The sequence below is a fragment of the Vibrio sp. S/42/10 genome, from assembly GCF_029890535.1.
Taxonomy (GTDB): domain Bacteria; phylum Pseudomonadota; class Gammaproteobacteria; order Enterobacterales; family Vibrionaceae; genus Vibrio; species Vibrio cyclitrophicus.
Genome location: NZ_JAKMZC010000003.1, coordinates 272,966 through 297,266, shown reverse-complemented (window position 1 = coordinate 297,266; position 24,301 = coordinate 272,966). Strand labels below are relative to the sequence as shown.

Here is a 24,301-nt window from a genome sequence, read left to right as displayed (position 1 = left end):
TTGGTTAATTTTTTATTGCTTCGCTATGACGCGGAGCGAGTGTTTTTTTGTCATATATAGACATTGGTCTTGGGAAGGTGAGGAAGGGTGAAAATGCCTCTTATCGTGCAGAAATTTGGTGGAACGTCGGTGGGTTCAATAGAGCGAATCCATCATGTAGCAGATAAAATCATTGAAGCGAAAAATGAAGGTAACCAGGTAGTGGTTGTCGTTTCTGCTATGTCAGGTGAAACAAATCGGTTAGTTAACTTAGCCTCGCAAATTGATAGCGTACCAAACGCTAGAGAACTGGATGTGCTGTTAACGGCTGGAGAGCAAGTTTCCATGGCTTTGTTGGCGATGACGTTGCACAAGTTAGGTTATGAAGCGACATCGATGACGGGTTATCAAGCTAAGATACACACCGATTCAAATCATAATAATGCGACGATTGAGCGTATTGATACCGCTCCAATTCAAGCCCTGTTAGATGATGGTCAAATTGTCGTAGTGGCTGGCTTTCAAGGTTTCAGTGCCAAAGGCGATATAACGACATTAGGCCGTGGCGGTTCAGATACCACGGCGGTTGCACTAGCGGGCGCACTGCAGGCTAAAGAGTGCCAAATCTATACTGATGTTGATGGTGTTTATTCTTGTGACCCTAGAGTCGTTAAGCATTCTAAAAAACTGGATACTCTAGATTTTCCCTCGATGGAAGAGATGGCCCGTAGAGGCGCTAAAGTGCTGCATCTACCGTGTGTCCAGTATGCGTGGCAACATAATCTGCCATTGAGAGTGCTATCTAGTTTTGAATCAGGCGAGGGCACGTTAATTGCGGGCAATCAGTGTTTGAATGAGATCGCTGGCATCGCCATTCAAAGAGATATGGTGCGTATTGAGTGTTTGAATGATGATTTACCGTCTTTTATATCGCAATGCCATTTGTTAGGGATCGAAGTCTGTAGTGTGATCGAGGAAACAGAACGGGCAGCGCTCATTATTAAACAAGACATAAGTGCTAAATTAAAACTAGTTTTTGCCGAAAAAATCCGTAATAGTGAACAGGTTAGTTTGTTAACTGTGGTAGGAAGCCGAACACAAGATATTGTGGTCAGTTCACATGGATTGTTGTCTGAAGGCGAAATTGATGTACAACATCACTTATTGCAGCAGCAGTCTTTAACTTTGGTGATATCACCAACGCAAGTCGATATGGCTGCTAACATATTACACAATGCATACATCGTAGCGCGTGAAACACAGGATTATCCTAAAAAAGAAGTGCATTTTGGTTAAATAAACTCAATCGATAGTTTACGAAAATATAACTTTTGTTGGATAATGCTCTCGTAGCTAGATAAATTTAGAGATTACTCAAGGAGCAAAGAATGCTAATTTTGACTCGCCGCGTTGGCGAAACACTGATGATTGGTGATGAAGTAACAGTTACTGTACTGGGCGTTAAAGGTAATCAAGTACGTATCGGTGTTAACGCACCTAAAGAAGTATCTGTTCACCGTGAAGAGATTTACATGCGCATTCAAGCTGAAAAAGGTAATGGTAACGTTGCACCTGGCAACTACTAATACTTTTGCGTAGAGAAGAGGCTAGCATTATTGCTAGCCTTTTTTGATCTTGCAGAATAGAAAAGAGTATTTCTATATAAATTGATGACCAGCTAGATGATCACTGCGGCAGTGAAACGAATACTTCATAAAGTGGTGAGACACAGACGTGATTGAAGTCGTTCGTTTGACGGTTTATTTGTTGGCTAAAACTCAAGTTTTGTTAGCTTACCCTATGGCGCAATAATGCATCCCGTAGTATGGTGCAAACAGCGGTAACACTTGTTACTGGATAAAATAGATAATTGTTTTCGACTGTTTATTATCGTCAATCTTTCGCCTTAATTTTTAAGGGAAAATGCGTTAAATTGATCTTGGAAGTTCAATTTGCAAGCGCTTTGATTAAATAGCAAACGGTTGAGTGTTTTTGTCCAATTTTTTTCAATAAAGTGTTTGACATATTTTCGGTAAAACGTAATATGTGCCTCCGCAAGACGGTGAGGTGGCCGAGAGGCCGAAGGCGCTCCCCTGCTAAGGGAGTATGTGGTTTGTAGCTGCATCGAGGGTTCGAATCCCTCCCTCACCGCCATTTCTTGCGAGTCTAAAATTAGCAACTTAGACAAATGTAAATGTGCGTCCTTAGCTCAGCTGGATAGAGTACCTGGCTACGAACCAGGCGGTCGGAGGTTCGAATCCTCCAGGACGCGCCATTCTCTTTTCTCTTACTTGTAAGTGATTTGGGAATAATGAATTAGGTGAGGTGGCCGAGTGGCCGAAGGCGCTCCCCTGCTAAGGGAGTATGTGGTTTGTAGCCGCATCGAGGGTTCGAATCCCTCCCTCACCGCCATTCATTACAGGCCGATGGCCTTTTTTTTTCTTCGTAGCAAGAAGAATGTGATATATTTCACAACTTCATTCTAAGTGAATGAACACCGTGCGTCCTTAGCTCAGCTGGATAGAGTACCTGGCTACGAACCAGGCGGTCGGAGGTTCGAATCCTCCAGGACGCGCCACTATTTAAGGGCTTCTTTCTTACGAGAATGAAAATCCTTGTATTGAATTGTTGATTACAACAAGTTGATACTAAAACCGTGCGCTCTTAGCTCAGCTGGATAGAGTACCTGGCTACGAACCAGGCGGTCGGAGGTTCGAATCCTCCAGAGCGCGCCACTATTTAGGGTTTCTTTTATGAACCCCTGATATTGGGAATACCGATATCGAAAACTGCGCGTCCTTAGCTCAGCTGGATAGAGTACCTGGCTACGAACCAGGCGGTCGGAGGTTCGAATCCTCCAGGACGCGCCACTCTTTAGGGTTTCCTTGTGAACTCCTGATATTGGAAATACCGATATCGAAAACTGCGCGTCCTTAGCTCAGCTGGATAGAGTACCTGGCTACGAACCAGGCGGTCGGAGGTTCGAATCCTCCAGGACGCGCCATTCTTTAGGGCTTCTTTCTTATGAGAATGAAATCCTTATATTGATATGTTGTTACTAACAATAAATTGATATTAAAACCGTGCGCTCTTAGCTCAGCTGGATAGAGTACCTGGCTACGAACCAGGCGGTCGGAGGTTCGAATCCTCCAGAGCGCGCCACATTATTAAAAAAAGCCTCGTTTATGCGAGGCTTTTTTTATACTTGCCATAAAATTGTTGCTGTAATGTTAAATTTAATGATTATTTAACTTATTGTATTTTAAGTAGTTCTTGAGTGCTTCCTTCTTATTCTACCTTTCTCATATCATTTCTCAGAAGAGCCCCGTTTAAGTCACAGTTTAAATATCTAAAAATGACGTATTTAACAGATTTATGTGATCTGATAGGCGAATAATTAACCTGATGTGTGCGTTATCCGTAACAGAACCTTAAACAAAATTGACAAACTTTTAGCAATCGAGATAATCCATGGGTCGGGATAACTATTCGCTGAAATCCTGCGCACATGTCAGGATGACGAAGAAAGGAAGCAACATGACTAATATTGGAAGCCTGCTAGGAGATGCGGCAACTCTAATGATAACGGGTATGTCCGTTGTCTTTATTTTCCTAACTATTCTAGTTTACCTCGTTCGGTTGATGTCAAAACTGGTACCAGAAGAAGTACCTGAACCGATCGCAGCACCTAAAAAAATTAAAAAATCACAATCAAACCCTTCAGCTGTTAGTCCACAAGTTGTGGCAGCAATTTCGGCCGCGGTTCATCAATACCGTGCGTCTACTGCTAAGTAGCATTTAAAGGATTAAAAAGGAGTTTATGAGCATGTCTAAACCACTAGCTATCACAGATGTGGTACTTCGTGACGCGCACCAGTCACTATTTGCTACTCGTATGCGTATCGAAGATATGCTGCCAATTGCGGCAGAACTGGATAAAGTCGGTTACTGGTCATTAGAGACTTGGGGCGGAGCGACGTTTGATTCGTGTATCCGTTTTCTTGGAGAGGATCCATGGGAGCGCTTGCGTGAACTGAAAAAAGCGATGCCAAACACACCAATGCAGATGCTACTGCGTGGTCAAAACCTGCTGGGTTACCGTCACTACGCGGATGATGTAGTCGAAAAATTTGTTGAACGTGCACACCAGAATGGTATGGATGTTTTCCGTATCTTTGATGCGATGAATGATGTACGTAACTTTGAAACAGCAGTGAAAGCAACGATCGACGTTGGTGGTCACGCTCAAGGTACTTTGTCTTATACAACCAGTCCGGTTCACAACTCAGATACTTGGGTTGATTTGGCTAAACGCTTAGAGGATTTAGGGTGTCACTCTCTATGTATTAAAGATATGTCCGGCTTATTGAAGCCGTATGAAGCTGAAGAGCTGATTACTCGTATCAAAGCGTCGTGTGACGTGCCTCTAGCGCTACATAGCCACGCGACAACCGGTCTATCGACAGCAACCGCGGTTAAAGCCGTTGAAGCGGGAATCGATATTCTAGACACCGCTATTTCTTCAATGAGCTGTACCTACGGTCACACGCCAACTGAAACTGTTGTGGCGATGTTAGAGGGTACTGAGCGCGATACTAACCTTAAACTTGATCAGATTGAGCCTATTGCATCTTATTTCCGTGATGTACGTAAAAAGTACGCAAAATGGGAAGGTCAGTTAAAAGGTGTGGATTCTCGTATTTTAATTGCTCAAGTTCCTGGTGGCATGCTAACCAATATGGAAGGCCAGCTGAAAGAGCAAGGTGCGGCCGATCGTATGGATGAGGTACTGGAAGAGATACCACGCGTACGCAAAGAGCTTGGGTACATTCCTTTGGTAACACCAACTTCTCAGATTGTCGGTACTCAAGCGGTTATCAATGTGCTAACGGGTGAACGCTATAAGAGCATCACTAAAGAGACGGCTGGTCTACTGAAAGGTGAATACGGTCAAGCTCCTGCTGAAGTTGATACTGAACTGCAAGCTAAAGTTCTCGATGGTGCTGAGCCAATCACTTGTCGCCCTGCTGATTTACTTAAATCAGAGATGGATACGCTAACGACAGAGCTTTTAGAAAAAGCAAAATCAGACGGTATTTCATTAGCTGAAGACACGGTTGATGATGTTCTTACTTACGCATTGTTCCCACAAGTAGGTCTTAAGTTTCTTAAAAATCGTCATAACCCTGAAGCATTTGAGCCTGCGCCAACACTAGAAACAGCGTCTCCAGTTGCAGCAGCTCCTGTACAAGCTTCTGGTGGTATTGAAAGCTATAGCGTGAAGGTTGATGGTCAAGTTTATGATGTTGAAGTTGGCCCACAAGGTGAACTTACATCAGTAACACCATCGGCAAAACCGGCTCAAGCGACTCAAACGGCACCAGTGGCAGCGTCTGATGCAGAATCCGTACCTGCGCCATTGGCGGGCAACATCTTTAAAGTTATCGTTCAACCGGGTGCGGAGGTTGCTGAAGGCGATGTTCTGCTTATCTTGGAAGCGATGAAGATGGAAACGGAAGTTCGTGCTGCTCGTGGTGGTATCGTTCAAGAATTGAATGTTAAAGAAGGCGATGCAGTTACTGTAGGCGCTCCACTACTAAGCTTGGCGTAAGGGAGTACCATGGAAGGATTGATGACCTTATGGTCTGAAACAGGAATTGCTAACTTTGAGTTCGGCCAAATCTGTATGATGCTGGTTGGTTGCTTATTGTTGTTTTTGGCAATTCGAAAAGGGTTTGAACCTTTATTGTTGTTACCTATTGGTTTTGGTGCAGTATTAGCAAACATTCCAAATGCTGGATTTACTGAGCCTGGTGGTTTGCTTTACTACGTCTACTACGTAGGTATTGAGACGGGTATTTTTCCACTACTAATCTTTATGGGTGTTGGTGCTATGACGGACTTCGGTGCGTTAATTGCGAACCCTAAAACACTGTGGCTAGGCGCTGCTGCTCAGTTTGGTATCTTTGCAACATTATTTGGTGCAATCTTGCTGAATTATGTTCCTGGAATGGAGTTCTCGATGGCAGATGCTTCGTCAATTGCGATCATTGGTGGTGCCGACGGCCCAACTGCGATCTTCTTGGCGAGTAAGTTATCTCCTGATCTATTAGGCGCAATCGCCGTAGCGGCATATAGCTACATGGCTTTGGTTCCTATTATTCAGCCTCCAATTATGAAAGCGTTAACGTCACCGGAAGAACGTAAGATTAAGATGGCTCAACTTCGTCATGTTAGCAAAGCAGAGAAAATTCTTTTCCCGCTGGCTGTGCTATTGATGACGATTTTGTTCCTACCTTCAGCAACACCTCTCGTAGGTATGTTCTGTTTGGGTAACTTAATGCGTGAAGCTGGTGTAGTGGATCGTCTTTCAAAAACAGCCCAAAATGAACTGATTAACATCGTGACTATTTTCCTAGGTCTAGGCGTTGGTTCTAAGCTTCAAGCAGATACGTTCTTGAACCTAGAGACGCTTGGTATTCTCGGTTTAGGTGCCGTGGCGTTCAGTATTGGTACGGCCGGTGGTGTCTTGATGGCGAAGGTGCTTAACCGCTTCTCGAAAGAAGACATTAACCCACTTATTGGTGCAGCTGGTGTATCAGCCGTTCCGATGGCGGCTCGTGTTGTGAACAAGGTTGGACTTGAGGCAAACCCTCAGAACTTCTTGTTAATGCATGCAATGGGACCTAACGTGGCTGGTGTACTTGGTAGTGCGGTTGCTGCGGGTATTTTATTAGCGCTAGTAGGCTAATAAAATACTAGGTCATGTATCGTTACGTTAATTGGTCGTCAATTTACGAATGAGCGGTTAACTTAGCCTTATTAAATGGTTTATAGTCAAAGGGATGCTTTCGCATCCCTTTCTTTTTATCAATTAGGGTGTTTGCTCACTAGGGCTTTATCAATCAAGGAAATGTGGAAATGGAAAATAAACAGATAGCGATTACTCAATTCGGCGGCGTCGAAAACCTTAGTATTCAAACCCGTGCTATTCCTGAGCCTAAAGCTGGAGAAGTGGTGGTTAAAGTTTCTTTTTCGGGCATTAATCCGATTGATGTTAAAACTCGTGCAGGCCTCGGTTGGGCCGCGGCGCAGAACAAAGAGAACCTTCCTTGGGTTCCTGGTTACGACATTTCAGGGCAAATCGTCACGGTAGGCGATCAGACTGAGCGCTTTGCTATTGGCGATAATGTAGCTGGCTTTATTGGTTTCCCACTGCAAGGTGGCGGCTACAGCCAGTATGTGTGTGTTCCAGAAGCAGCCTTAAGCATGGTACCTGATTCAGTTACGCTAGAAGCGGCAGCTGCACTGCCACTCGCTAGCCAAACAGCAGCACAAGCACTAAACAAAGCTGAAGTGAAAGAGGGCGATCGCGTACTCATTCTGGCGGGGGCAGGCGGCGTTGGTCACCTAGCGGTTCAAATCGCTGTGGCGGCAAAAGCTGAAGTCTACACAACTTGTAGTGAATCCAACCTTGATTACCTAGCGACATTAGGGGCTCATGCGATCAACTATAAATTTGCTCCGGCATCTGAACGAGTCTCTGATGTTGATGTTTTGATCGATCTTGTCGGTGGAGACACCGCTCTTGATGCACTGAAGTGCTTAAAAGATGGTGCAAGAGTTGTGACAGTCCCAACTTTATCTGCTGAATTGATTTGCGAAAAAGCAACATTATTAGGCTTTACTGCATCAGGTATGCTGGTTGAGCCAAACCCAGAGCAAATGGATACCATGCTTTACATGGTTAGCGTTGGATTGCTCAAAACAGAAATTCAAGGTATTTACCCGTTAGACGAAGCGCAGTCGGCTCACCTACAGGTTGAAACCGGACACACCAGAGGCAAGGTACTACTTAAAATGCAAGAAGGTTGATATGCAGTGCTAGAGTTTTTCAATTCTCTTTTTGAAAATATAGCGTTGTGGTTTTCAGATTCAGCGCTATGGGTACTCTTCATCAGTGGCTTTTTGAGTGCCACATTGTTACCCGGCGGTTCAGAAGCAAGCCTTGTGGCTGCCTTGAGCTTAGATCAGTTCTCAACATCATCGATTATCCTTTTGGCGACACTTGGCAATACCTTAGGCGGCTTGACCAATTATTGGATTGGTTTGTGGTTGCCTAACCGAACTGAATCTGAAAAACATGGTCATAAGGCTATGGCTTGGCTGAGCCGCTATGGTTATTGGACTCTGTTGTTTAGTTGGTTACCGATCATTGGTGATCCGTTGTGTCTTGCTGCGGGTTGGCTAAGAATGAAATTCATCCCTAGCGTTATCTTGATAGCAATTGGCAAGGCCGCTCGCTATAGCTTACTAGCTGCTATTTACTTCGGTTTTTTCTAAGGAGAACCTATGAAAAAGGTTTTACTTGGTACATTTTCTCTTATCGCCATCGTAGGCTGTTCTTACAATGTACCTAGCTCAACACCCTTCTTTTCTTCATTACCGGAAGGCGTAACTTTATTAGAAGAAGTTAAACCTTCCAAAGATAAAGTTGTGATCCCTTATACTAAGTATCAACTTGAGAATGGTCTAACTGTTATTCTTTCCCCTGATGATTCTGATCCATTGGTGCATGTCGATGTGACTTATCACGTCGGTTCTGCTCGTGAACAGATTGGGAAGTCGGGCTTTGCACACTTCTTTGAACACATGATGTTCCAAGGCTCTGAGAACGTCGGTGACCAGCAACACTTTAAGATTATTACCGAAGCGGGTGGTTCGCTAAACGGCACTACTAACCGCGATCGTACCAATTACTTTGAAACGGTTCCTTCTAACCAACTTGAGAAAATGTTGTGGTTAGAATCAGACCGAATGGGTTTCCTATTGGACGCGGTTTCTCAAAAGAAATTTGAGGTTCAAAGAGGCACGGTTAAAAACGAACGAGCTCAGAGTTATGAAAACCGCCCTTATGGTTTAATGTGGGAACGAATGGGTGAAGCTCTTTACCCTGAAGGCCACCCATATTCGTGGCAACCAATTGGTTATGTTGAAGATCTAGACCGCGTTGATGTGAATGATCTTAAGGCTTTCTTCTTACGTTGGTATGGTCCAAATAATGCAGTATTGACGATTGGTGGTGATATCGATGTTGATGACACGCTAGAGTGGATTAACAAGTATTTTGGTCCTATCCCTAGAGGCCCGGAAGTTAAGGCTGCAGAGAAGCAACCAGCGATACTAAAAGAAGATAAATACATCACCCTAGAAGATAATATTCGTCAGCCGATGGTGCTTGTCGGCTGGCCGACGACTTATCGCGGTGAAGAAACACAAGCGTCAATAAATGCTTTGTCTAACGTATTGGGTTCTGGTACCAACAGTTACCTGTATCAAAACCTAGTAAAAACACAAAAAGCAGTAAGCGCAGGATCTTTCCATGATTGTGCTGAACTCGCTTGTACTATGTATGTTTATGCGATGGGCAACTCGGGTAAAAAAGGTGATTTGACGGTTCTTAATAAAGAATTGATGGATACCTTAGAACAATTTTCTAAAGAGGGTGTTGAACAAGAGCGTTTAGACCAAATTACTGGTATGGCTGAAGCGGATGCGGTTTTTGCGCTGCAAAGTGTCAAAGGCAAGGTGTCACAACTCGCTTCTAATCAAACTTTCTATGGCCAACCGGATCGTATTGAATCGCAGTTAGATCAAATTCGAGCGGTTACGCCTGAAAGTGTTAGCAAAGCTTATCAAGATTTTATCGAGGGTAAGCATAAGGTGACGTTGAGTGTCGTTCCGAAAAAACAGCTCGATTTAGCGGTTCGTGAAGCCACTTTCACTACCCCCGATCGTACTCTGCCTGAATACAGCAAGGTAACGGAAGATCAGCTTGATATCAGAAAAGCACCGAATACTTTTGATCGCAGTGTGATGCCTGAAGTGAACTTTGGTGTTGAAGCAACTATGCCTGATCTTTATCGCATGCACTTTGCAAACGGTACTGACTTGATTGGTACCGAGACCAATGAAACACCGACAGTACAGCTACAAATTCAGCTTCCTGCTGGTGAGCGTTATGTTCGTCAAGGTCAAGAAGGCCTAGCAAACCTAACCGCAGCGATGATGGAAGAAGGCTCGACTCAACGAACGGTTGAAGAGTTACAAGCAACCTTAGATAAATTGGGCAGTAGCGTTAGCATAAACGCGGGCAGCTACACCACGGATATTTCTATCTCAACGTTAGAGAAAAATTTGCCTCAAACCTTAGCAATAGCAGAAGAGGTTCTATTTAAGCCTAAGTTTGATGAGCAAGATTTCGAACGCGTTAAGAAACAGATGTTAGAAGGGGTGGTTTATCAGCATCAACAACCAAGCTGGATGGCTTCTCAAGCCACACGTGAAGTTTTGTTTGGCAACAGCATCTTTGGTCGAGCTAGTGATGGTACTAAGGCCTCTTTAGAATCGTTAACCTTAGACGATGTAAAACTGTTTTACAGTCAGCACTATACTCCTGAGGGGGCTAATATTGTTATTGTAGGCGACATCTCGAAGAAAGAGGCCAGCAAGCAGCTTCAATTCTTCGAACAATGGCAAGGCGATGCGGCACCACTAACGCGTCCTCAGATCATCAAAGAGCTTTCAGGGCAACGTTTGTACTTAGTGGATAAGCCAGGAGCACCACAGAGCATCGTTCGTTTAGTGCGTAAAGGTTTACCTTTCGACGCGACTGGTGAGTTGTATTTGAGCCAGCTAGCCAACTTTAACTTGGCCGGTAACTTCAATAGCCGCATTAACCAAAACTTACGTGAAGACAAGGCGTACACTTACGGTGCAAGCGGTTACTTCGCGAGTACTCGAGAAACCGGTGCCGTAGTATTTAGTGCTCAAGTGAGAGCCAATGCGACGGTTCCATCGATTCAAGAGTTTATTAATGAACTGAATGAGTTTAGTCAGAGTGGATTAACTGACGAAGAGGTGAAATTTATGCGCCTTGCCGTCGGTCAACAAGATGCGCTTAAATACGAAACACCAAGTCAAAAGGCTGGTTTGTTGAGTAATATTGTCGCATTGAGCCTAGATGAAGATTACCTACAACAACGTAATCAGATAGTTGAAACCGTCTCAAAAGAGACGTTAAACGAGCTATCGAAGAAATGGTTTGACCCGAATGATTATCAAATAATTGTTGTTGGCGATGCGACTTCGCTTCGTCCTCAATTAGAAAAGTTAGATATTCCAATAGAAGAGCTTGAAATCATTCGTTAGAGTACACATTAAAGGGGGAGGGAATAGACTCTACTTTTCTCCTCCAACCTAATTTATGATAGTTCTAATCAGAACGATATAAGATAAGTGAACTGAATTTTGACTGATTTTGCTGCGCGACTAAAGCAAGTTGCAACCAACCCTAAGACCTTCTCTCAATTTGGTCGTGGTGTTGAAAGGGAAACGTTACGCTACACGGAAGATGGGCATCTTGCTACTGGGCCGCACCCAAAGGCTTTGGGATCTGCGTTGATGAACGGATGGGTAACGACCGATTTTTCCGAGTCGCTACTGGAGTTTATTACGCCTGTTTCTAACGACGTTCCGACTCTTTTGAATCAGTTATCTGATATCCATCATTTCACACAAACCAAGTTAGATGGCGAGAAAATGTGGCCGCTTTCAATGCCTTGTTACGTAGGGAGTGAAGATGACATTCAGCTGGCGCAATACGGCACCTCTAACAACGGAAAAATGAAGACGCTATATCGTGAAGGCTTAAAGCGCCGCTACGGTAGTCTGATGCAAATCATTTCAGGTGTTCATTTTAACTTCTCTTTCCCTGAAAGTTTCTGGGATAGCTTGTTTGGTGAGCAAACAGAAGAAGCGCGTTGTGAAGCTAAGTCAGATGCGTACTTTGGTTTGATTCGTAATTACTACCGTTTTGGTTGGTTAATCCCATATTTCTTTGGTGCTTCACCGGCATTGTGCCCTTCTTTCATTAAAGGAAGAGAAACAAACCTACCTTTTGAAAAAATTGGTGAGACACTATACCTGCCAAAAGCAACGGCACTTCGCCTGAGTGATCTTGGCTACACTAACAGCGCTCAAAGTGTATTGAAAATTGGTTTCAACAGCCTAGGTCAGTACCTCGAAGGTTTGAATGAAGCGATTCGTACACCATCAGAAGAGTTTGCTGAGATTGGTACTAAGGTTGATGGTGAATATCGTCAACTTAATACTAACGTTCTTCAAATTGAGAATGAGCTGTATGCGCCAATTCGCCCTAAGCGCGTAGCGAAAAACGGTGAGAAGCCGTCTGAAGCATTGGCTCGCAGTGGTGTTGAGTACATAGAAGTTCGTTCTTTAGATGTAAACCCATTCAGTTCAGTTGGTATCAATGAGCAGCAGGTTCGTTTCCTTGACCTGTTCCTAACGTGGAGCGTGTTAACAGACTCTGCTGAGATGGATAATTGTGAGTTGGAATGCTGGCGAGATAACTGGAACAAGGTAATCTTAGAAGGTCGTCAGGTTGGTTTAGAACTGAAAATTGGTTGTGACGGCGAGAGACTATCATTACAAGACTGGGCTAAGCGTGTATTCAAAGATTTGCGTTCTATTGCTGAAATGATGGATGCAGAGCAAGGTGGCCGCGCTTACCAAGAAACTTGCGATACGCTTGAAACTTGGATTGATAATCCAGAGCTGACTATTTCAGGTCAGTTGCTTGAAGAAACCAAAAAATTAGGTGGTTTGGGTAATGTAGGTTGTGCGTTAGGAAAAACTTACGCTCAGCAACATAAAGCGCACCAGTACAAAGTGTATTCAGCTGAGTTGATGGAAGCGGAAGTTCAACGCTCTATGATTGCTCAGCAACAAAGTGAAGAAGCTAGCACTCAAGACTTTGATAGCTTCCTAGCGGATTATTTTTCGTATTTAAAAGCATAGCGAGACTTTGGTGGAAAGGAAGCAAGCCTTATTAGGTCAGCCTACTCATGCGAGTGGTAAATGGTTACCTGTCATCACTGTTGGTGTTGTCTCTAGCCTGTTGGTTGGCTGTGCAACGCCACCGCCTAAACAGCAAGATAATCTGTGTAGCATCTTCAGAGAACACCCATCGTGGTATGAAGATGCCTTGGATATGCAAGAAAAGTGGGGCACACCAATCAACGTAGCGATGGCTTTTGTGAAACAAGAAAGTAGCTTTCGTCATGATGCGCGCCCACCAAAAGATTATATTCTGGGCTTCATTCCTTGGGGGCGTGTAAGTAGTGCCTACGGTTATGCGCAAGCTCAAGATCCTGCTTGGGAAGATTTCCAAAAAGCGACTAATAACGGTGGCTCAAGAACCAACTTCGATGATGCATTGATGTTCATTGGTTGGTACACCAACGAGACGCGCCGTCAGCTTGGAATTTCTTTGTGGGATCCTTATAACCAATACCTGGCTTATCATGAAGGGCGTGGTGGTTATAAGCGTAAATCATACAACAGCAAACCATCTTTGATTAAGGTGGCTCGCAAAGTAGAACAACAAGCAAAAGATTATGGCTGGCAACTTAAACAGTGCCGCAAAGAACTGGAAGACAATCGAAGTTGGTTTTTCTAAAGCCAACCGTCATGGAGAAGAGCAATGCCTTTATTAGATAGTTTCACTGTTGATCACACACGCATGAACGCACCAGCCGTTCGTGTTGCTAAAACAATGCAAACCCCGAAAGGGGATACCATCACTGTGTTTGACCTGCGTTTTACTGCGCCAAACAAAGATATCCTATCTGAGAAAGGTATCCACACGCTTGAGCACTTATATGCTGGATTCATGCGTAATCAACTGAACGGTTCAGATGTCGAGATTATCGACATTTCACCAATGGGTTGTCGTACTGGTTTCTACATGAGCCTAATTGGTACACCTACAGAGCAACAGGTAGCGGACGGCTGGTTGGCAGCAATGCAAGATGTGCTGAAAGTTGAGAATCAAAATAAAATTCCTGAGTTGAACGAATACCAATGTGGTACTGCGGCAATGCATTCTTTGGATGAAGCGAAAGAGATTGCCAATGCGATCATCTCAGCAGGTATCTCTGTAAACAAAAATGACGAACTGGCGTTGCCAGAGTCTATGCTACAAGAGCTTAAAATCGACTAATCATTTAGATTTATTTTAAATTAGCTAGATATTAAAAGGCCCGGTTCGATGAACCGGGCCTTCTTTTGTTTATCAATCTATTTTTATCTAAGCGTGAGAGTAAGCAATTGCTCTCAACCGATAGTGGTCACTCAATCATTACCCATTCACGACCTGCGGGAATACGCGAACCAGTTTGATACGGTTCTCTTCAAGTTCTACGATTTCCATTGGGTGACTCGCAACTTGAACACTTAAGTGGCTCTCAGGAATATCTTCGAGGTGCTCTAATATCAAACCATTAAGCGTTCTTGGACCGTCGGTAGGCAGAGCCCACTGTAAGCCTTTGTTTATGTCTCTGATGTTAGCGCTACCTTCAATCAAGAAGCTCCCATCACTTTGCGGAGTGATTTCTTCCGACAAGCTAGGTGTAATTGAAGTCGTGAACTCACCAACGATCTCTTCAAGAATATCTTCTAGTGTAACCAATCCATTAATATCGCCATACTCATCAACAATTAAACCGATACGCTGTTTATTGCGTTGGAATTTCAGTAGTTGAATGTTGAGTGGTGTCGCTTCAGGGATAAAATAGATCTCATCTGCAGCACGTAACAGCGTCTCTTTATTGAACTCGTTTTTTTCAAGCATCAAACGATAAGCTTCTCGCAGCCTCAGCATGCCAACCACTTCATCTATTTGATCGCGGTATAACACGATACGGCCATGAGGTGAGTGAGTCAGTTGGCGGACGATTGATTTCCAATCATCATTGATGTCGATGCCGGTGATCTCATTACGTGGCACCATGATGTCATTCACGGTGACGTGCTCTAAATCTAGAATAGAGACCAACATATCTTGGTGACGCTGAGGTATTAAGCTTCCCGCTTCATTTACCACGGTTCTCAGCTCTTCTGAGCTTAAGTGGTCGGTTGCATCGTGACTGGCTTTGACTCCTAAGATACGAATGAACCCGTTAGTAATGAAGTTCACTAAAATCACCAGTGGTGACAGTACCTTCATCAGTATCATCAATAGAATACTGCTGGCGTAAGAGACACGTTCAGGAAACAGAGAGGCGATGGTTTTTGGGGTGACTTCGGCAAACACAAGGATCACGAGAGTCAGGACACCTGTAGCGATAGCCACACCGATATCCCCGTAGATGCGCATACCTAGAATAGTCGCGATCGCTGATGCTAGAATATTGACGAGATTGTTACCGATGAGAATGAGGCCAATCAATCTGTCTGGGCGGTTCAGAAGTTTTTCTACACGCTTCGCACCTTTATGACCCGTATTGGCCAAGTGCTTTAAACGGTAGCGGTTCAAGGACATCATGCCCGTTTCGGAACCAGAAAAATAACCAGAAATTACAATGAGACACGCGAGTAGCGCAAATAAGATACCCGTTGATATGTCGTCCAAAACTATTCTTTTCCTATTTGTGTATCTTGATTAATTTATGACCGAACATGGCCGAGATGTCAATTGAATGTCTTGCACTCAATATATTAAAGGCAAGGTACACGAGACCTTGCCTTTATTTTACAGATTAGTTCAGGATTATTTCTTGAACGAAGCGACTACCGAAGTAGGCTAATGTCAGCATGCTGGCACCTGCTAAGGCGAACCAAGTCACTTTTTGTCCACGCCAACCTTTCTGGTAGTGACCCCACAAAAGGATGGAGTAGATAACCCAAGCGATAAAAGACAATACAGCCTTGTGTGCTTTTCCTTGAGCAAACATATCTTGTACGAAGATAAGGCCAGTCAATAAAGTACCCGTTAATAAACCATTACCAATCAAAATGATCTTGAAAAGCTGCCTTTCCACCATCATTAAAGGAGGTAAGTTAGGGTTTATCACTAGGGCTTTCTTCTTTTTAAGTTTGTGATCGAGCCAAGCGAGCTGTAGGGCGTATAGCGCACCGATGGTAAGCGTTGCGTACGAGAACAACGCCAAAGAGATGTGTACGAGCAGTTTTGGATCGTTCTCTAAATGTTTGATGAAGGTGCTTGGAAGAAAAGTGGCCGCCATCAAATTCAACGCAGCGAAGCTATAAACAACGGGCAAGATGAACCACAAACGGGTTTTGAGCATGGCACCGCTCATTACCACAGAGATAATTAAACTGATTAATGAAGCAACGTTCAAGATACTTAGGTTTTGGCCACTGGCATTAAAAATCAAATCGCCAAGCAACAAAGCATGAAAAACTAGAGCAAGTAATGCGCTGATAAGCACCGTTTTTACACGGATCCCTGTTTGGTGCACGAGACCTGGAATGATCGTGGAAATCGCCATTATATAAAGAAAGGCTGCTGCGATCGCAATAAGACTGTCCATGGTATCCATTTAAATGATTACTAATTGGCGAATTATACCTCGCATCGCTCTTTGGGGCTATGGTGAACCTCATTCAATTCCAAGTGAATAATGTCTCACATCACAAGCACGGATGATTAACGCTCTACAACGGGTATGACTCTAATCCGCGCTAATGTATACTCACAGTAATAGTCGCAGTTTTGAGCGAAGAGAAAACTATGTTTGATAATTTAACGGATCGTCTATCCAAAACGCTGAAGAACATCAGCGGTAAAGGTCGTCTGACCGAAGACAATATTAAAGAGACGCTGCGTGAAGTACGTATGGCGCTACTTGAAGCCGACGTTGCATTGCCAGTTGTCCGTGATTTTGTTAAGCGCGTAAAAGAAGGCGCTGTGGGTGTTGAGGTATCTAAATCTCTAACACCGGGTCAAGAATTCATTAAGATCGTTCAAGCTGAACTTGAAGCGGTGATGGGTGAGTCTAACGAAGCTCTTAATCTAGCAGCGCAACCGCCAGCAGTCATCTTAATGGCGGGTCTACAAGGTGCGGGTAAAACCACATCGGTAGGTAAGCTATCTAAGCTCCTGACTGAGCGTGACAAGAAGAAAGTATTGGTTGTGTCTGCCGACGTTTACCGTCCTGCGGCGATAAAACAACTTGAAACGTTAGCAAGCGATGTGGGCGTAGACTTCTTCCCGTCTTCAGCGGATCAAAAGCCTCTTGATATTGCAAACGCTGCAATCGACCATGCGAAGAAGAAATTCTACGACGTGCTGCTTGTCGATACGGCGGGTCGTTTAGCTATCGATGAAGAGATGATGGGCGAAATCAAAGAGCTTCATACGGCAATTAAGCCAGTAGAAACTCTATTCGTTGTTGATGCTATGACAGGTCAAGATGCAGCGAACACGGCTAAAGCCTTTGGTGATGCTCTACCACTAACCGGTGTTATCTTGACGAAAGTGGATGGTGATGCGCGTGGTGGTGCTGCACTGTCTGTTCGTCATATCACGGGTAAACCGATTAAATTCTTAGGTGTTGGTGAAAAAACTGATGCACTAGAACCGTTCCACCCAGATCGTGTTGCTTCTCGTATCCTAGGTATGGGCGACGTACTGTCTTTAATTGAAGACCTACAAAAGAACGTTGATACCGAGAAAGCAGAGAAACTGGCGAAGAAGTTCAAAGAGAAGAAAGGTTTTGACCTAGAAGACTTCCGTGAACAGCTTGGTCAGATGCAAAATATGGGCGGCATGATGGGCATGATGGATAAGCTTCCAGGTATGTCTCAGCTACCAGATAACGTTAAAGATAAAGTTGATGACAAGATGTTCAAGCAGATGGAAGCGATCATCAACTCTATGACAATGAAAGAGCGTCAACGCCCTGATCTAATCAAAGGCTCTCGCAAAAAGCGTATTGCTGCTGGTTCTGGTACTCAGGTACAAGATGTAAACCGTATGCTTAAACAGTTCACCCAAATGCAGAAGATGATGAAGAAAATGCAAAAAGGTGGAATGAAAGGCATGATGCGCAACATGCAAGGCATGATGGGCGGCGGTGGAGGTATGGGCGGAATGGGTGGTGGTTTTAACCCGTTTGGTCGATAATCTACAAATGTAACCTTTAGCTACGTTACTTTTCATAGTGTTAGCCGTGTCACAGAAAGTGTTCGGCAGCTATGTTGGTGAAAAAATAGCTAAAGCCCTTGCATTGCACCGGAATAAGAGTAAAATTCCGGGGCTTTAATTTGGCACGAGACCCCAAGCTATTTACTTATACTTGGGGTTAATTATTTTATTAAGAAAGCAAAGAGGACGACATGGTAACCATTCGTTTGGCACGTCACGGTGCAAAGAAGCGCCCATTTTATCAAATCGTAGTTGCGGATAGCCGTAACGCTGCAACTGGCCGTTTCATCGAGAAAGTAGGTTTCTTTAACCCTACTGCTCAAGGTCAAGAAGAAGGTCTACGTCTAGACCTAGATCGTGTTAACCACTGGGTTGGTCAAGGCGCATCTCTATCTGATCGTGTAGCTAAGCTAGTTAAAGACGCTCAAAAAGCGGCTTAATTCTTTTTTAAAGAGAAATAGCTTATGTCGATGAAGGGTAAAGAAACTATGAGCGAGCAAAACAATAGAATTGTCATGGGTAAACTTGGGTCTACCTATGGTATTCGTGGCTGGCTTAAAGTGTTCTCCTACACAGACAATGCTGAAAGCATATTTGATTACAGCCCTTGGTATTTAAAGCTAAAGGGTAAGTGGGTTGAGTACAAAGTTGAGAGCTGGAAACGTCATGGCCAAGGTTATGTATGTAAGCTAGCGGGATTAGATGTTCGTGAAGACGCGCAACTGATGACTAACTTTGAAATTGCTATTGACCCTGCTTCGTTACCTGAATTGTCAGAAGATGAATTCTACTGGCGCGAATTGTTTGGTATGCAAGTTTTTACAACTAAAGGCTACAACCTTGGTGAGGTCACTGACCTGTTAGAAACTGGCTCGAACGATGTTCTAGTAATCAAAGCAAATCTTAAAGATGCTTTTGGCCAAAAGGAACGGTTAGTACCGTACCTTGAAGAGCAAGTGATCAAGAAAGTTGATCGCGAAGCTCGCCGGATCGAAGTTGACTGGGATCCTGGATTCTAACTCCAAATTACAGAGCGAGAGAACACATGTGGGTTGGCGTAATTAGCCTGTTTCCTGAAATGTTCCGTTCTGTTACTGATTTTGGAGTAACAGGTCAAGCGGTTAAGAAAGGTCTTTTATCTATTGAGACATGGAATCCTCGTGATTTCACTCATGATAAACATCGCACTGTTGATGACAGACCTTACGGTGGTGGTCCTGGCATGTTAATGATGGTTCAGCCTTTGCGCGACGCTATCAAAACTGCCAAGCAAGCAGCACCGGGGAAGACGAAAGTTATCTATCTTTCACCTCAAGGTCGTAAACTCGACCAAAAAGGTGTTGAAGAGCTGGCAACAAACGAGAATTTACTTCTTATTTGTGGTCGCTATGAAGGGGTAGATGAGCGCATCATTCAATCTGAAGTCGACGAAGAATGGTCGATTGGCGATTTTGTGATGACGGGTGGTGAGCTACCAGCCATGACGTTGATTGATTCAGTATCTCGGTTTGTTCCGGGTGTACTTGGAGATTTCGCTTCAGCAGAAGAAGATTCTTTTGCAAATGGTTTGCTAGATTGTCCCCATTATACGCGCCCTGAGGTGCTAGACGATAAAGATGTGCCATCGGTACTCAAGTCTGGAAACCATAAGGATATTCGTCGCTGGCGGTTGAAACAATCGCTGGGCCGAACTTGGCTAAGAAGACCAGAACTCCTGGAAAACCTAGCTCTGACTGACGAACAGGAACAATTACTGGCTGAATTCATTAAAGAGCATCGCTCTTAACGAAAAGCAAGCAGTAACCTATTAAATTTAGTATCAGTTTATTCTAGGAATTTATACAAATGAGCAACATCATCAAGGCTCTTGAAGAAGAGCAACTAAAATCAGACCTTCCTAAATTCGCACCAGGTGACACTGTTGTAGTTCAGGTTAAGGTAAAAGAAGGTGACCGTGAGCGTCTACAGGCTTTCGAAGGCGTTGTAATCGCTATTCGTAACCGTGGTCTACACTCTGCATTTACAGTTCGTAAGATCTCGAACGGTGAAGGCGTAGAGCGTGCGTTCCAAACTCACTCTCCAATGGTTGATAGCATCGAAGTTAAACGCCGTGGTGCAGTACGTCGTGCCAAGTTGTACTACCTACGTGAGCGTTCTGGTAAGTCAGCTCGTATTAAAGAGAAGCTTACTAAGAAGTAATTCTTTTTGCATTCTATCGATAAAAGCGGAGCCATTTGGCTCCGCTTTTTTGTGCCTGCTACTTAGCGTATCGTAGGTAGGAGATCCCCAGCTCGCTCATCTCTTGCTCTTGAGGATTACGGACAAAACCTAAACTCATATTTAACCGTCATTCCCTAGACTGACGAAGGAGTAGGGAATCTCTACTAGCGCCATGTTAGAGACAATAAAAAAAGGACTGACGTTAAACGCCAATCCTTCAAATTCTATTCGCTATTCGCTTAGTACGGATCTTCTGACCAACCATCGCTATCCGACATATCCGGTGCGCCAGCGATACTGTTCTCTTCGTCTGCCCATTCTCCAAAATCAATCATCTGACATTGCTTGCTGCAAAACGGGCGATGTGGGCTTTGTTCACCCCATTCAACGTCAGCATTACATTGAGGGCATTTAACGATGGTGATTTTTTTCGACATAGTGATTCTTTATTTGGAGGTACAATAACAATGAGTTTGGGCCTGAATAAGTACTCAAGCCAAACGATAAAAGACAATTAATTAGGTGCAGATTGCTAATTCAAATTCGATATCTTGAGTGCAGGCTTGTCCAGTCTCAAAGCTCATAAATTTCACGGCAAAACGGTTTTTGTGCCCCGAGATCATCGGGTAGGCGCCGTATTGCATTGGAATAGAAAGACGTAGGATATTCGCTTCATCAGCATCGCTCTGGAAGAAACCAGCACGCGCAATTTGATCTTTAAAGTGACCTGTTTCTCTGGTTAGTTTCAGCCATAGCGTTAGCGCCTCATACAAAGGCTGTAGGCTATCCATCCACGTTTTGGCGTCTCTCATTCTCTTATCGAGAGGGAGGTGTAACCAATAATGTAGCGCAGGTAAATCAAAGCAACATGAGCCACCAGGTAGGTTAAAGCGTTGACGAATAGCACTCAGGAAGCGGTCTTCTTTAAGTGACTGGCCAAAACGCTCTGCCTGCATCAATTCACGATAGATATTGCTAATGTCGTTGAGCAGTGAAGTCAGCATTTCTTGATCGACACCTTCAACATCTAACCAGCTTTTGTAGGTTACACGCTGCTTCTCAATATCTTTTGCGAGCTCGCTTTTGAGTTGGATCTGTTCAAAGATTTCAATCAAATCAAAGATCGAACGGAAAAAGAGTTGATACTGTTGAGCATCGGAAAATGTAGAAGACAAGTGTAGCTGCCTCAAGAGTGATTCAACTCTTAAGTAGATTCGTGTTTTCTCATTTAGAGGATGTTCAAATTTGTGGGTGATCATCGAGCAAACCTTCATTCAACATTGTTCTATTCTGACCCATCTACTGTACTGATTGCCAGATACTTTTGATGTAAATCTGTGATTTGAGGCAAAAGTTCTTGGTTTTTAGTATGGTTTTTAATCACATCATCTGCAACTGCTAAGCGTTGTTCTCTTGAAGCCTGTGATTTTAAAATTGACGCAACTTGTTCCCTAGAAACGTTATCACGATTCATCGTACGCTCTATTTGTACTTCTACTGGCACATCAACAATTAATACGCGATCGGCCATGCCTTGCATTTGGTTTTCAACCAGTAGCGGTGCAACTAATAAACCATACGGGGATGTGATTTTAGACAGGTCACTGTCAATTTTGTCACGGATCATGGGATGAAGGAGGTCATTGAGCCACAGCTTCTGTTTGGGATCTGAGAAGATTAGCTCACGCAGTTTACTTCGGTTGAGCGTGCCATCTTCAAGTAAGATAGCCTCCCCAAAATGAGCAGTAATCTGTTTGAGACCTTCGCTGCCCAGTGCTACGACTTCACGAGCCACAATATCAGCATCGACAATATCAATATTAAAATGTTCGTTGAAGAGGTTAGCCACGGTGGTTTTGCCACTGGCGATACCACCACTTAATCCTATGATCGTTGCCATGATTAAATTCCTAGTACAGAAGTGAAATACCAACCCATGATGTCGTTACCCCACATCAGACTTACCCAACCAGCAATCGCTAGATAGGGCCCAAATGGGAAAGCTTTGTCTATGCCTTGTTGCTTCAGTCGCAGTTGAATCAATCCGAACACAAGGCCCACTAGCGATGACAGAAGGATGATCATTGGTAGATGTTGCCAACCAAGCCATGCCCCTAATGCCGCTAGCAATTTAAAATCACCGTACCCCATCCCTTCTTTGCCAGTGAGCAGCTTGAACAGCCAGTAAACAGACCAAAGTGCTAGGTAACCAGCCATCGCTCCAACGACGGAATCTTGCAGTGATACCGGGCTGATATTAAATAAGGCCAAAGCGATACCAGACCAAACCAAAGGTAAGGTAATTTGATCCGGCAGTAACATAGTATCGAGATCGATAAAGGTCGCGGTAATCAAAGCAAAAGTAAAAAATATCAGAGCAATCGCGTAATAACTGAGACCAAAGTGGCTAGCTACGACTGTACAAAGGATTGCGGTAAGCAGTTCGACCAAGGGATAACGGGCGCTGATGGGGTTAGTACAACTGTGGCACTTACCTTTTAGGAATAACCAGCTTAATACAGGGATGTTGTCGATTGCTCTCAGTTGGGTTTTACACTTAGGGCAAGTAGAGCGAGGAATGCTGAGATTAAACTTTCCTTCTGGTGCTGGAATTTTATATTGAGAGAAATATTCCGAGCACTCTTGTTGCCACTCTCGCTCCATCATAATCGGTAAACGATGTATGACCACGTTGAGGAAGCTACCGATAAGAAGGCTAAAAATGAAAGCTAATACGGTGAATAGCCAAGGATAGTAGTGAAATACTTCCATAGTGTCCTTTACCACTTGATCAAGGTGAGCAGAGGTTCCTACTCATGGGTGTTTAGTTGCTTTTAACTATCCTAACACACTCATAAGATTAAAGATTGGTAAGTACATCGCGACAACAAGCCCACCCACAACCGTACCTAAAAACACGATGATCAGTGGCTCTAAAATTTTGCCTAAGTTGTCGACGGTATTGTCGACTTCAAATTCATAGATGGAAGCGACTTTATTCAGCATATCATCAAGGTTACCTGACTCTTCACCAATCATCACCATCTGTAACACCATTTCAGGGAAGGCATTGGTATTGCGCATCGCGATATACATCGGCATACCCGCGGCTGTTTCTCGGTGTACCTTGATGATCGCAGATTCATAATGCAGATTACCTGCAGTCTTTGCGGTGGTTTTGAGGCTCATTAAGATGGGAATACCAGAGCTAAAGCTGGTTGATAAGGTGCGGCTGAACTTGGCGATAGAGGCCTTTGCCATTACGCTACCAAGTACAGGAAAGCGTAACACTAAGCGGCTGGCTGATAGTCGAATCGAGTAAGAGCGTAGGCACAGTTGATGAACAACCAGCGTGCTAGCCCCGATGCCTAGGGCGGTATAAAAACTGTAAGCTTGCATCCAATGAGATAGGTCGAGGACTTGTTGGGTGAACCAGGGAAGATCGGCACCAAAGCCTGAAAACATCGATTCAAACTCTGGGATGACCATGGTTAACATGAGATAGGAGACGGTCAGCGCAACCGTGACCACCATTGCTGGATAGATAAGCGCTTTCACCACCTTAGCTTTTAACTGTTCACTTTTTTCACGATAGGTCGCTAAGCGTTCAAAGACTTGTGCGAGGTTGCCGGAAAGCTCTCCGGTGGCGACTAGGTCGGTGTAGAGATCGTCAAAGTGGCGGCTTGCGGTTCTCATTGCTTTTGAGATTGGCGTTCCGGCTTCTACACCTTTGCAGATATGCGATAAAATAGATTTCATTTCTGCTTTACGATGATTATCTGATACCAACTTGATGGCTTGTACAATAGGCACACCCGTAGCCAACATAGTCGCGAGTTGCCGAGTTAAAACGGTGATGTCCTTAGCTTTGACTCGGTGTGTTATGCGAGTGATTGCGGAGATACTTTTCTTTTTGATTTTCTTAATTTGGATATGCTGCTCTTTGAGCTTCTCTCGCACTTCTAATTCGGTGAGCGCTAAGCTCTGCCCAGACACTTTCTTACCAGAACTATTGATTCCCTTCCAATGGTAGTTTTTTAGTTGTGATTGTTTGCTTTTACTATTCACTTT

The 24,301-nt window shown here is 44.0% G+C and carries 23 protein-coding genes and 8 tRNA genes; 24 read left to right on the top strand and 7 right to left on the bottom strand.

From position 1 onward, the window contains the following. Positions 1–93 precede the first annotated feature (93 nt). From L8S15_RS05360 to luxS, 19 genes are all read left to right on the top strand, one after another. Complete coding sequence (locus L8S15_RS05360; protein ID WP_010435816.1) at positions 94–1,275, top strand: aspartate kinase; 1,182 nt, start codon at positions 94–96, stop codon at positions 1,273–1,275. 92 nt (positions 1,276–1,367) lie between these two features. Continuing rightward, positions 1,368–1,565: a carbon storage regulator CsrA gene (gene csrA / locus L8S15_RS05355; RefSeq protein ID WP_009847619.1), complete on the top strand. Its 198-nt coding sequence runs from the start codon at positions 1,368–1,370 to the stop codon at positions 1,563–1,565. Positions 1,566–2,040: 475 nt separating this feature from the next. After that, positions 2,041–2,133 (top strand) — tRNA-Ser (locus tag L8S15_RS05350). 44 nt (positions 2,134–2,177) lie between these two features. Beyond that, a tRNA-Arg gene (locus L8S15_RS05345) sits at positions 2,178–2,254 on the top strand. Between the two features lie 44 nt (positions 2,255–2,298). Further along, positions 2,299–2,391: transfer RNA gene (locus L8S15_RS05340), tRNA-Ser, on the top strand. Between the two features lie 89 nt (positions 2,392–2,480). Beyond that, a tRNA-Arg gene (locus tag L8S15_RS05335) sits at positions 2,481–2,557 on the top strand. 80 nt (positions 2,558–2,637) lie between these two features. Beyond that, positions 2,638–2,714 (top strand) — tRNA-Arg (locus tag L8S15_RS05330). 58 nt (positions 2,715–2,772) lie between these two features. Beyond that, positions 2,773–2,849 (top strand) — tRNA-Arg (locus L8S15_RS05325). 57 nt (positions 2,850–2,906) lie between these two features. Continuing rightward, positions 2,907–2,983: transfer RNA gene (locus L8S15_RS05320), tRNA-Arg, on the top strand. A gap of 81 nt (positions 2,984–3,064) precedes the next feature. Continuing rightward, positions 3,065–3,141 (top strand) — tRNA-Arg (locus L8S15_RS05315). A 375-nt stretch (positions 3,142–3,516) separates the two neighbouring features. Beyond that, entirely contained in the window at positions 3,517–3,774 is a 258-nt protein-coding gene (locus L8S15_RS05310; protein WP_010435831.1) for an oxaloacetate decarboxylase subunit gamma, read from the top strand. A gap of 31 nt (positions 3,775–3,805) precedes the next feature. Further along, positions 3,806–5,590: a sodium-extruding oxaloacetate decarboxylase subunit alpha gene (oadA, locus tag L8S15_RS05305; RefSeq protein WP_016768196.1), complete on the top strand. Its 1,785-nt coding sequence runs from the start codon at positions 3,806–3,808 to the stop codon at positions 5,588–5,590. A gap of 9 nt (positions 5,591–5,599) precedes the next feature. Beyond that, the gene (locus L8S15_RS05300; RefSeq protein ID WP_010435846.1) at positions 5,600–6,730 is read left to right on the top strand and encodes a sodium ion-translocating decarboxylase subunit beta; all 1,131 of its coding nucleotides are present in this window, start codon (positions 5,600–5,602) and stop codon (positions 6,728–6,730) included. 170 nt (positions 6,731–6,900) lie between these two features. Next, on the top strand, positions 6,901–7,854 hold the full coding sequence (locus tag L8S15_RS05295) for an NADP-dependent oxidoreductase (RefSeq protein ID WP_016785576.1): 954 nt from the start codon (positions 6,901–6,903) through the stop codon (positions 7,852–7,854). Between the two features lie 6 nt (positions 7,855–7,860). After that, positions 7,861–8,322, top strand: coding sequence for a YqaA family protein (locus tag L8S15_RS05290; protein WP_010435850.1), 462 nt, complete (start codon positions 7,861–7,863; stop codon positions 8,320–8,322). 9 nt (positions 8,323–8,331) lie between these two features. Beyond that, positions 8,332–11,190, top strand: coding sequence for a pitrilysin family protein (locus tag L8S15_RS05285; protein WP_016768200.1), 2,859 nt, complete (start codon positions 8,332–8,334; stop codon positions 11,188–11,190). Positions 11,191–11,289: 99 nt separating this feature from the next. Further along, positions 11,290–12,858 carry a glutamate--cysteine ligase gene (gene gshA / locus L8S15_RS05280; RefSeq protein WP_010435871.1) on the top strand — a complete coding sequence of 523 codons (1,569 nt, stop codon included), beginning with the start codon at positions 11,290–11,292 and terminating at the stop codon, positions 12,856–12,858. A gap of 10 nt (positions 12,859–12,868) precedes the next feature. Beyond that, on the top strand, positions 12,869–13,519 hold the full coding sequence (locus L8S15_RS05275) for a hypothetical protein (protein WP_010435873.1): 651 nt from the start codon (positions 12,869–12,871) through the stop codon (positions 13,517–13,519). A gap of 24 nt (positions 13,520–13,543) precedes the next feature. Then, positions 13,544–14,062: an S-ribosylhomocysteine lyase gene (gene luxS, locus L8S15_RS05270; RefSeq protein ID WP_010435876.1), complete on the top strand. Its 519-nt coding sequence runs from the start codon at positions 13,544–13,546 to the stop codon at positions 14,060–14,062. A 138-nt stretch (positions 14,063–14,200) separates the two neighbouring features. Here the strand turns inward: luxS and L8S15_RS05265 are convergent, their stop codons facing one another. Both L8S15_RS05265 and L8S15_RS05260 read right to left on the bottom strand, forming a co-directional pair. Then, positions 14,201–15,472 (bottom strand): CNNM domain-containing protein, encoded by a 1,272-nt coding sequence (locus L8S15_RS05265; RefSeq protein ID WP_010435880.1) that lies wholly within the window; start codon positions 15,470–15,472, stop codon positions 14,201–14,203. Positions 15,473–15,599: 127 nt separating this feature from the next. Beyond that, the gene (locus L8S15_RS05260; RefSeq protein WP_010435882.1) at positions 15,600–16,394 is read right to left on the bottom strand and encodes an inner membrane protein YpjD; all 795 of its coding nucleotides are present in this window, start codon (positions 16,392–16,394) and stop codon (positions 15,600–15,602) included. 200 nt (positions 16,395–16,594) lie between these two features. Between L8S15_RS05260 and ffh the strand changes: the two genes are divergently transcribed. The 5 genes from ffh (at position 16,595) to rplS (ending at position 20,209) form a co-directional block, all read left to right on the top strand. Further along, positions 16,595–17,989, top strand: a complete 1,395-nt coding sequence (ffh, locus tag L8S15_RS05255; RefSeq protein ID WP_010435884.1) for a signal recognition particle protein — start codon at positions 16,595–16,597, stop codon at positions 17,987–17,989. A gap of 212 nt (positions 17,990–18,201) precedes the next feature. Continuing rightward, positions 18,202–18,450: a 30S ribosomal protein S16 gene (gene rpsP / locus L8S15_RS05250; protein ID WP_004410028.1), complete on the top strand. Its 249-nt coding sequence runs from the start codon at positions 18,202–18,204 to the stop codon at positions 18,448–18,450. Between the two features lie 24 nt (positions 18,451–18,474). Next, the gene (rimM, locus tag L8S15_RS05245) at positions 18,475–19,029 is read left to right on the top strand and encodes a ribosome maturation factor RimM (protein ID WP_280572060.1); all 555 of its coding nucleotides are present in this window, start codon (positions 18,475–18,477) and stop codon (positions 19,027–19,029) included. A 26-nt stretch (positions 19,030–19,055) separates the two neighbouring features. Further along, complete coding sequence (gene trmD, locus L8S15_RS05240) at positions 19,056–19,796, top strand: tRNA (guanosine(37)-N1)-methyltransferase TrmD (RefSeq protein ID WP_010435912.1); 741 nt, start codon at positions 19,056–19,058, stop codon at positions 19,794–19,796. Between the two features lie 59 nt (positions 19,797–19,855). Further along, complete coding sequence (gene rplS / locus L8S15_RS05235) at positions 19,856–20,209, top strand: 50S ribosomal protein L19 (RefSeq protein ID WP_004735514.1); 354 nt, start codon at positions 19,856–19,858, stop codon at positions 20,207–20,209. A 260-nt stretch (positions 20,210–20,469) separates the two neighbouring features. Here rplS and yacG read toward each other — a convergent pair whose 3' ends face one another. The 5 genes from yacG to L8S15_RS05210 form a co-directional block, all read right to left on the bottom strand. Next, entirely contained in the window at positions 20,470–20,667 is a 198-nt protein-coding gene (yacG, locus tag L8S15_RS05230; protein ID WP_010435916.1) for a DNA gyrase inhibitor YacG, read from the bottom strand. A gap of 81 nt (positions 20,668–20,748) precedes the next feature. Continuing rightward, positions 20,749–21,489, bottom strand: a complete 741-nt coding sequence (gene zapD / locus L8S15_RS05225) for a cell division protein ZapD (RefSeq protein ID WP_010435917.1) — start codon at positions 21,487–21,489, stop codon at positions 20,749–20,751. Positions 21,490–21,515: 26 nt separating this feature from the next. Continuing rightward, entirely contained in the window at positions 21,516–22,130 is a 615-nt protein-coding gene (coaE, locus tag L8S15_RS05220) for a dephospho-CoA kinase (protein ID WP_016794575.1), read from the bottom strand. 2 nt (positions 22,131–22,132) lie between these two features. Further along, positions 22,133–23,002: an A24 family peptidase gene (locus tag L8S15_RS05215; RefSeq protein ID WP_280572059.1), complete on the bottom strand. Its 870-nt coding sequence runs from the start codon at positions 23,000–23,002 to the stop codon at positions 22,133–22,135. A gap of 66 nt (positions 23,003–23,068) precedes the next feature. Continuing rightward, positions 23,069–24,298, bottom strand: coding sequence for a type II secretion system F family protein (locus L8S15_RS05210; RefSeq protein WP_280572058.1), 1,230 nt, complete (start codon positions 24,296–24,298; stop codon positions 23,069–23,071). Positions 24,299–24,301 lie beyond the last annotated feature (3 nt).

Excerpts from the sequence above, each read along its gene's own strand:
- L8S15_RS05360 (WP_010435816.1), top strand. The coding sequence starts at position 94 with ATGCCTCTTATCGTGCAGAAATTTGGTGGAACGTCGGTGGGTTCAATA.
- csrA (WP_009847619.1), top strand. The coding sequence starts at position 1,368 with ATGCTAATTTTGACTCGCCGCGTTGGCGAAACACTGATGATTGGTGAT.
- L8S15_RS05310 (WP_010435831.1), top strand. The coding sequence starts at position 3,517 with ATGACTAATATTGGAAGCCTGCTAGGAGATGCGGCAACTCTAATGATA.
- oadA (WP_016768196.1), top strand. The coding sequence starts at position 3,806 with ATGTCTAAACCACTAGCTATCACAGATGTGGTACTTCGTGACGCGCAC.
- L8S15_RS05300 (WP_010435846.1), top strand. The coding sequence starts at position 5,600 with ATGGAAGGATTGATGACCTTATGGTCTGAAACAGGAATTGCTAACTTT.
- L8S15_RS05295 (WP_016785576.1), top strand. The coding sequence starts at position 6,901 with ATGGAAAATAAACAGATAGCGATTACTCAATTCGGCGGCGTCGAAAAC.
- L8S15_RS05285 (WP_016768200.1), top strand. The coding sequence starts at position 8,332 with ATGAAAAAGGTTTTACTTGGTACATTTTCTCTTATCGCCATCGTAGGC.
- luxS (WP_010435876.1), top strand. The coding sequence starts at position 13,544 with ATGCCTTTATTAGATAGTTTCACTGTTGATCACACACGCATGAACGCA.
- L8S15_RS05260 (WP_010435882.1), bottom strand. The coding sequence starts at position 16,394 with ATGGACAGTCTTATTGCGATCGCAGCAGCCTTTCTTTATATAATGGCG.
- ffh (WP_010435884.1), top strand. The coding sequence starts at position 16,595 with ATGTTTGATAATTTAACGGATCGTCTATCCAAAACGCTGAAGAACATC.
- rpsP (WP_004410028.1), top strand. The coding sequence starts at position 18,202 with ATGGTAACCATTCGTTTGGCACGTCACGGTGCAAAGAAGCGCCCATTT.
- rimM (WP_280572060.1), top strand. The coding sequence starts at position 18,475 with ATGTCGATGAAGGGTAAAGAAACTATGAGCGAGCAAAACAATAGAATT.
- trmD (WP_010435912.1), top strand. The coding sequence starts at position 19,056 with ATGTGGGTTGGCGTAATTAGCCTGTTTCCTGAAATGTTCCGTTCTGTT.
- rplS (WP_004735514.1), top strand. The coding sequence starts at position 19,856 with ATGAGCAACATCATCAAGGCTCTTGAAGAAGAGCAACTAAAATCAGAC.
- yacG (WP_010435916.1), bottom strand. The coding sequence starts at position 20,667 with ATGTCGAAAAAAATCACCATCGTTAAATGCCCTCAATGTAATGCTGAC.
- zapD (WP_010435917.1), bottom strand. The coding sequence starts at position 21,489 with ATGATCACCCACAAATTTGAACATCCTCTAAATGAGAAAACACGAATC.
- coaE (WP_016794575.1), bottom strand. The coding sequence starts at position 22,130 with ATGGCAACGATCATAGGATTAAGTGGTGGTATCGCCAGTGGCAAAACC.
- L8S15_RS05215 (WP_280572059.1), bottom strand. The coding sequence starts at position 23,002 with ATGGAAGTATTTCACTACTATCCTTGGCTATTCACCGTATTAGCTTTC.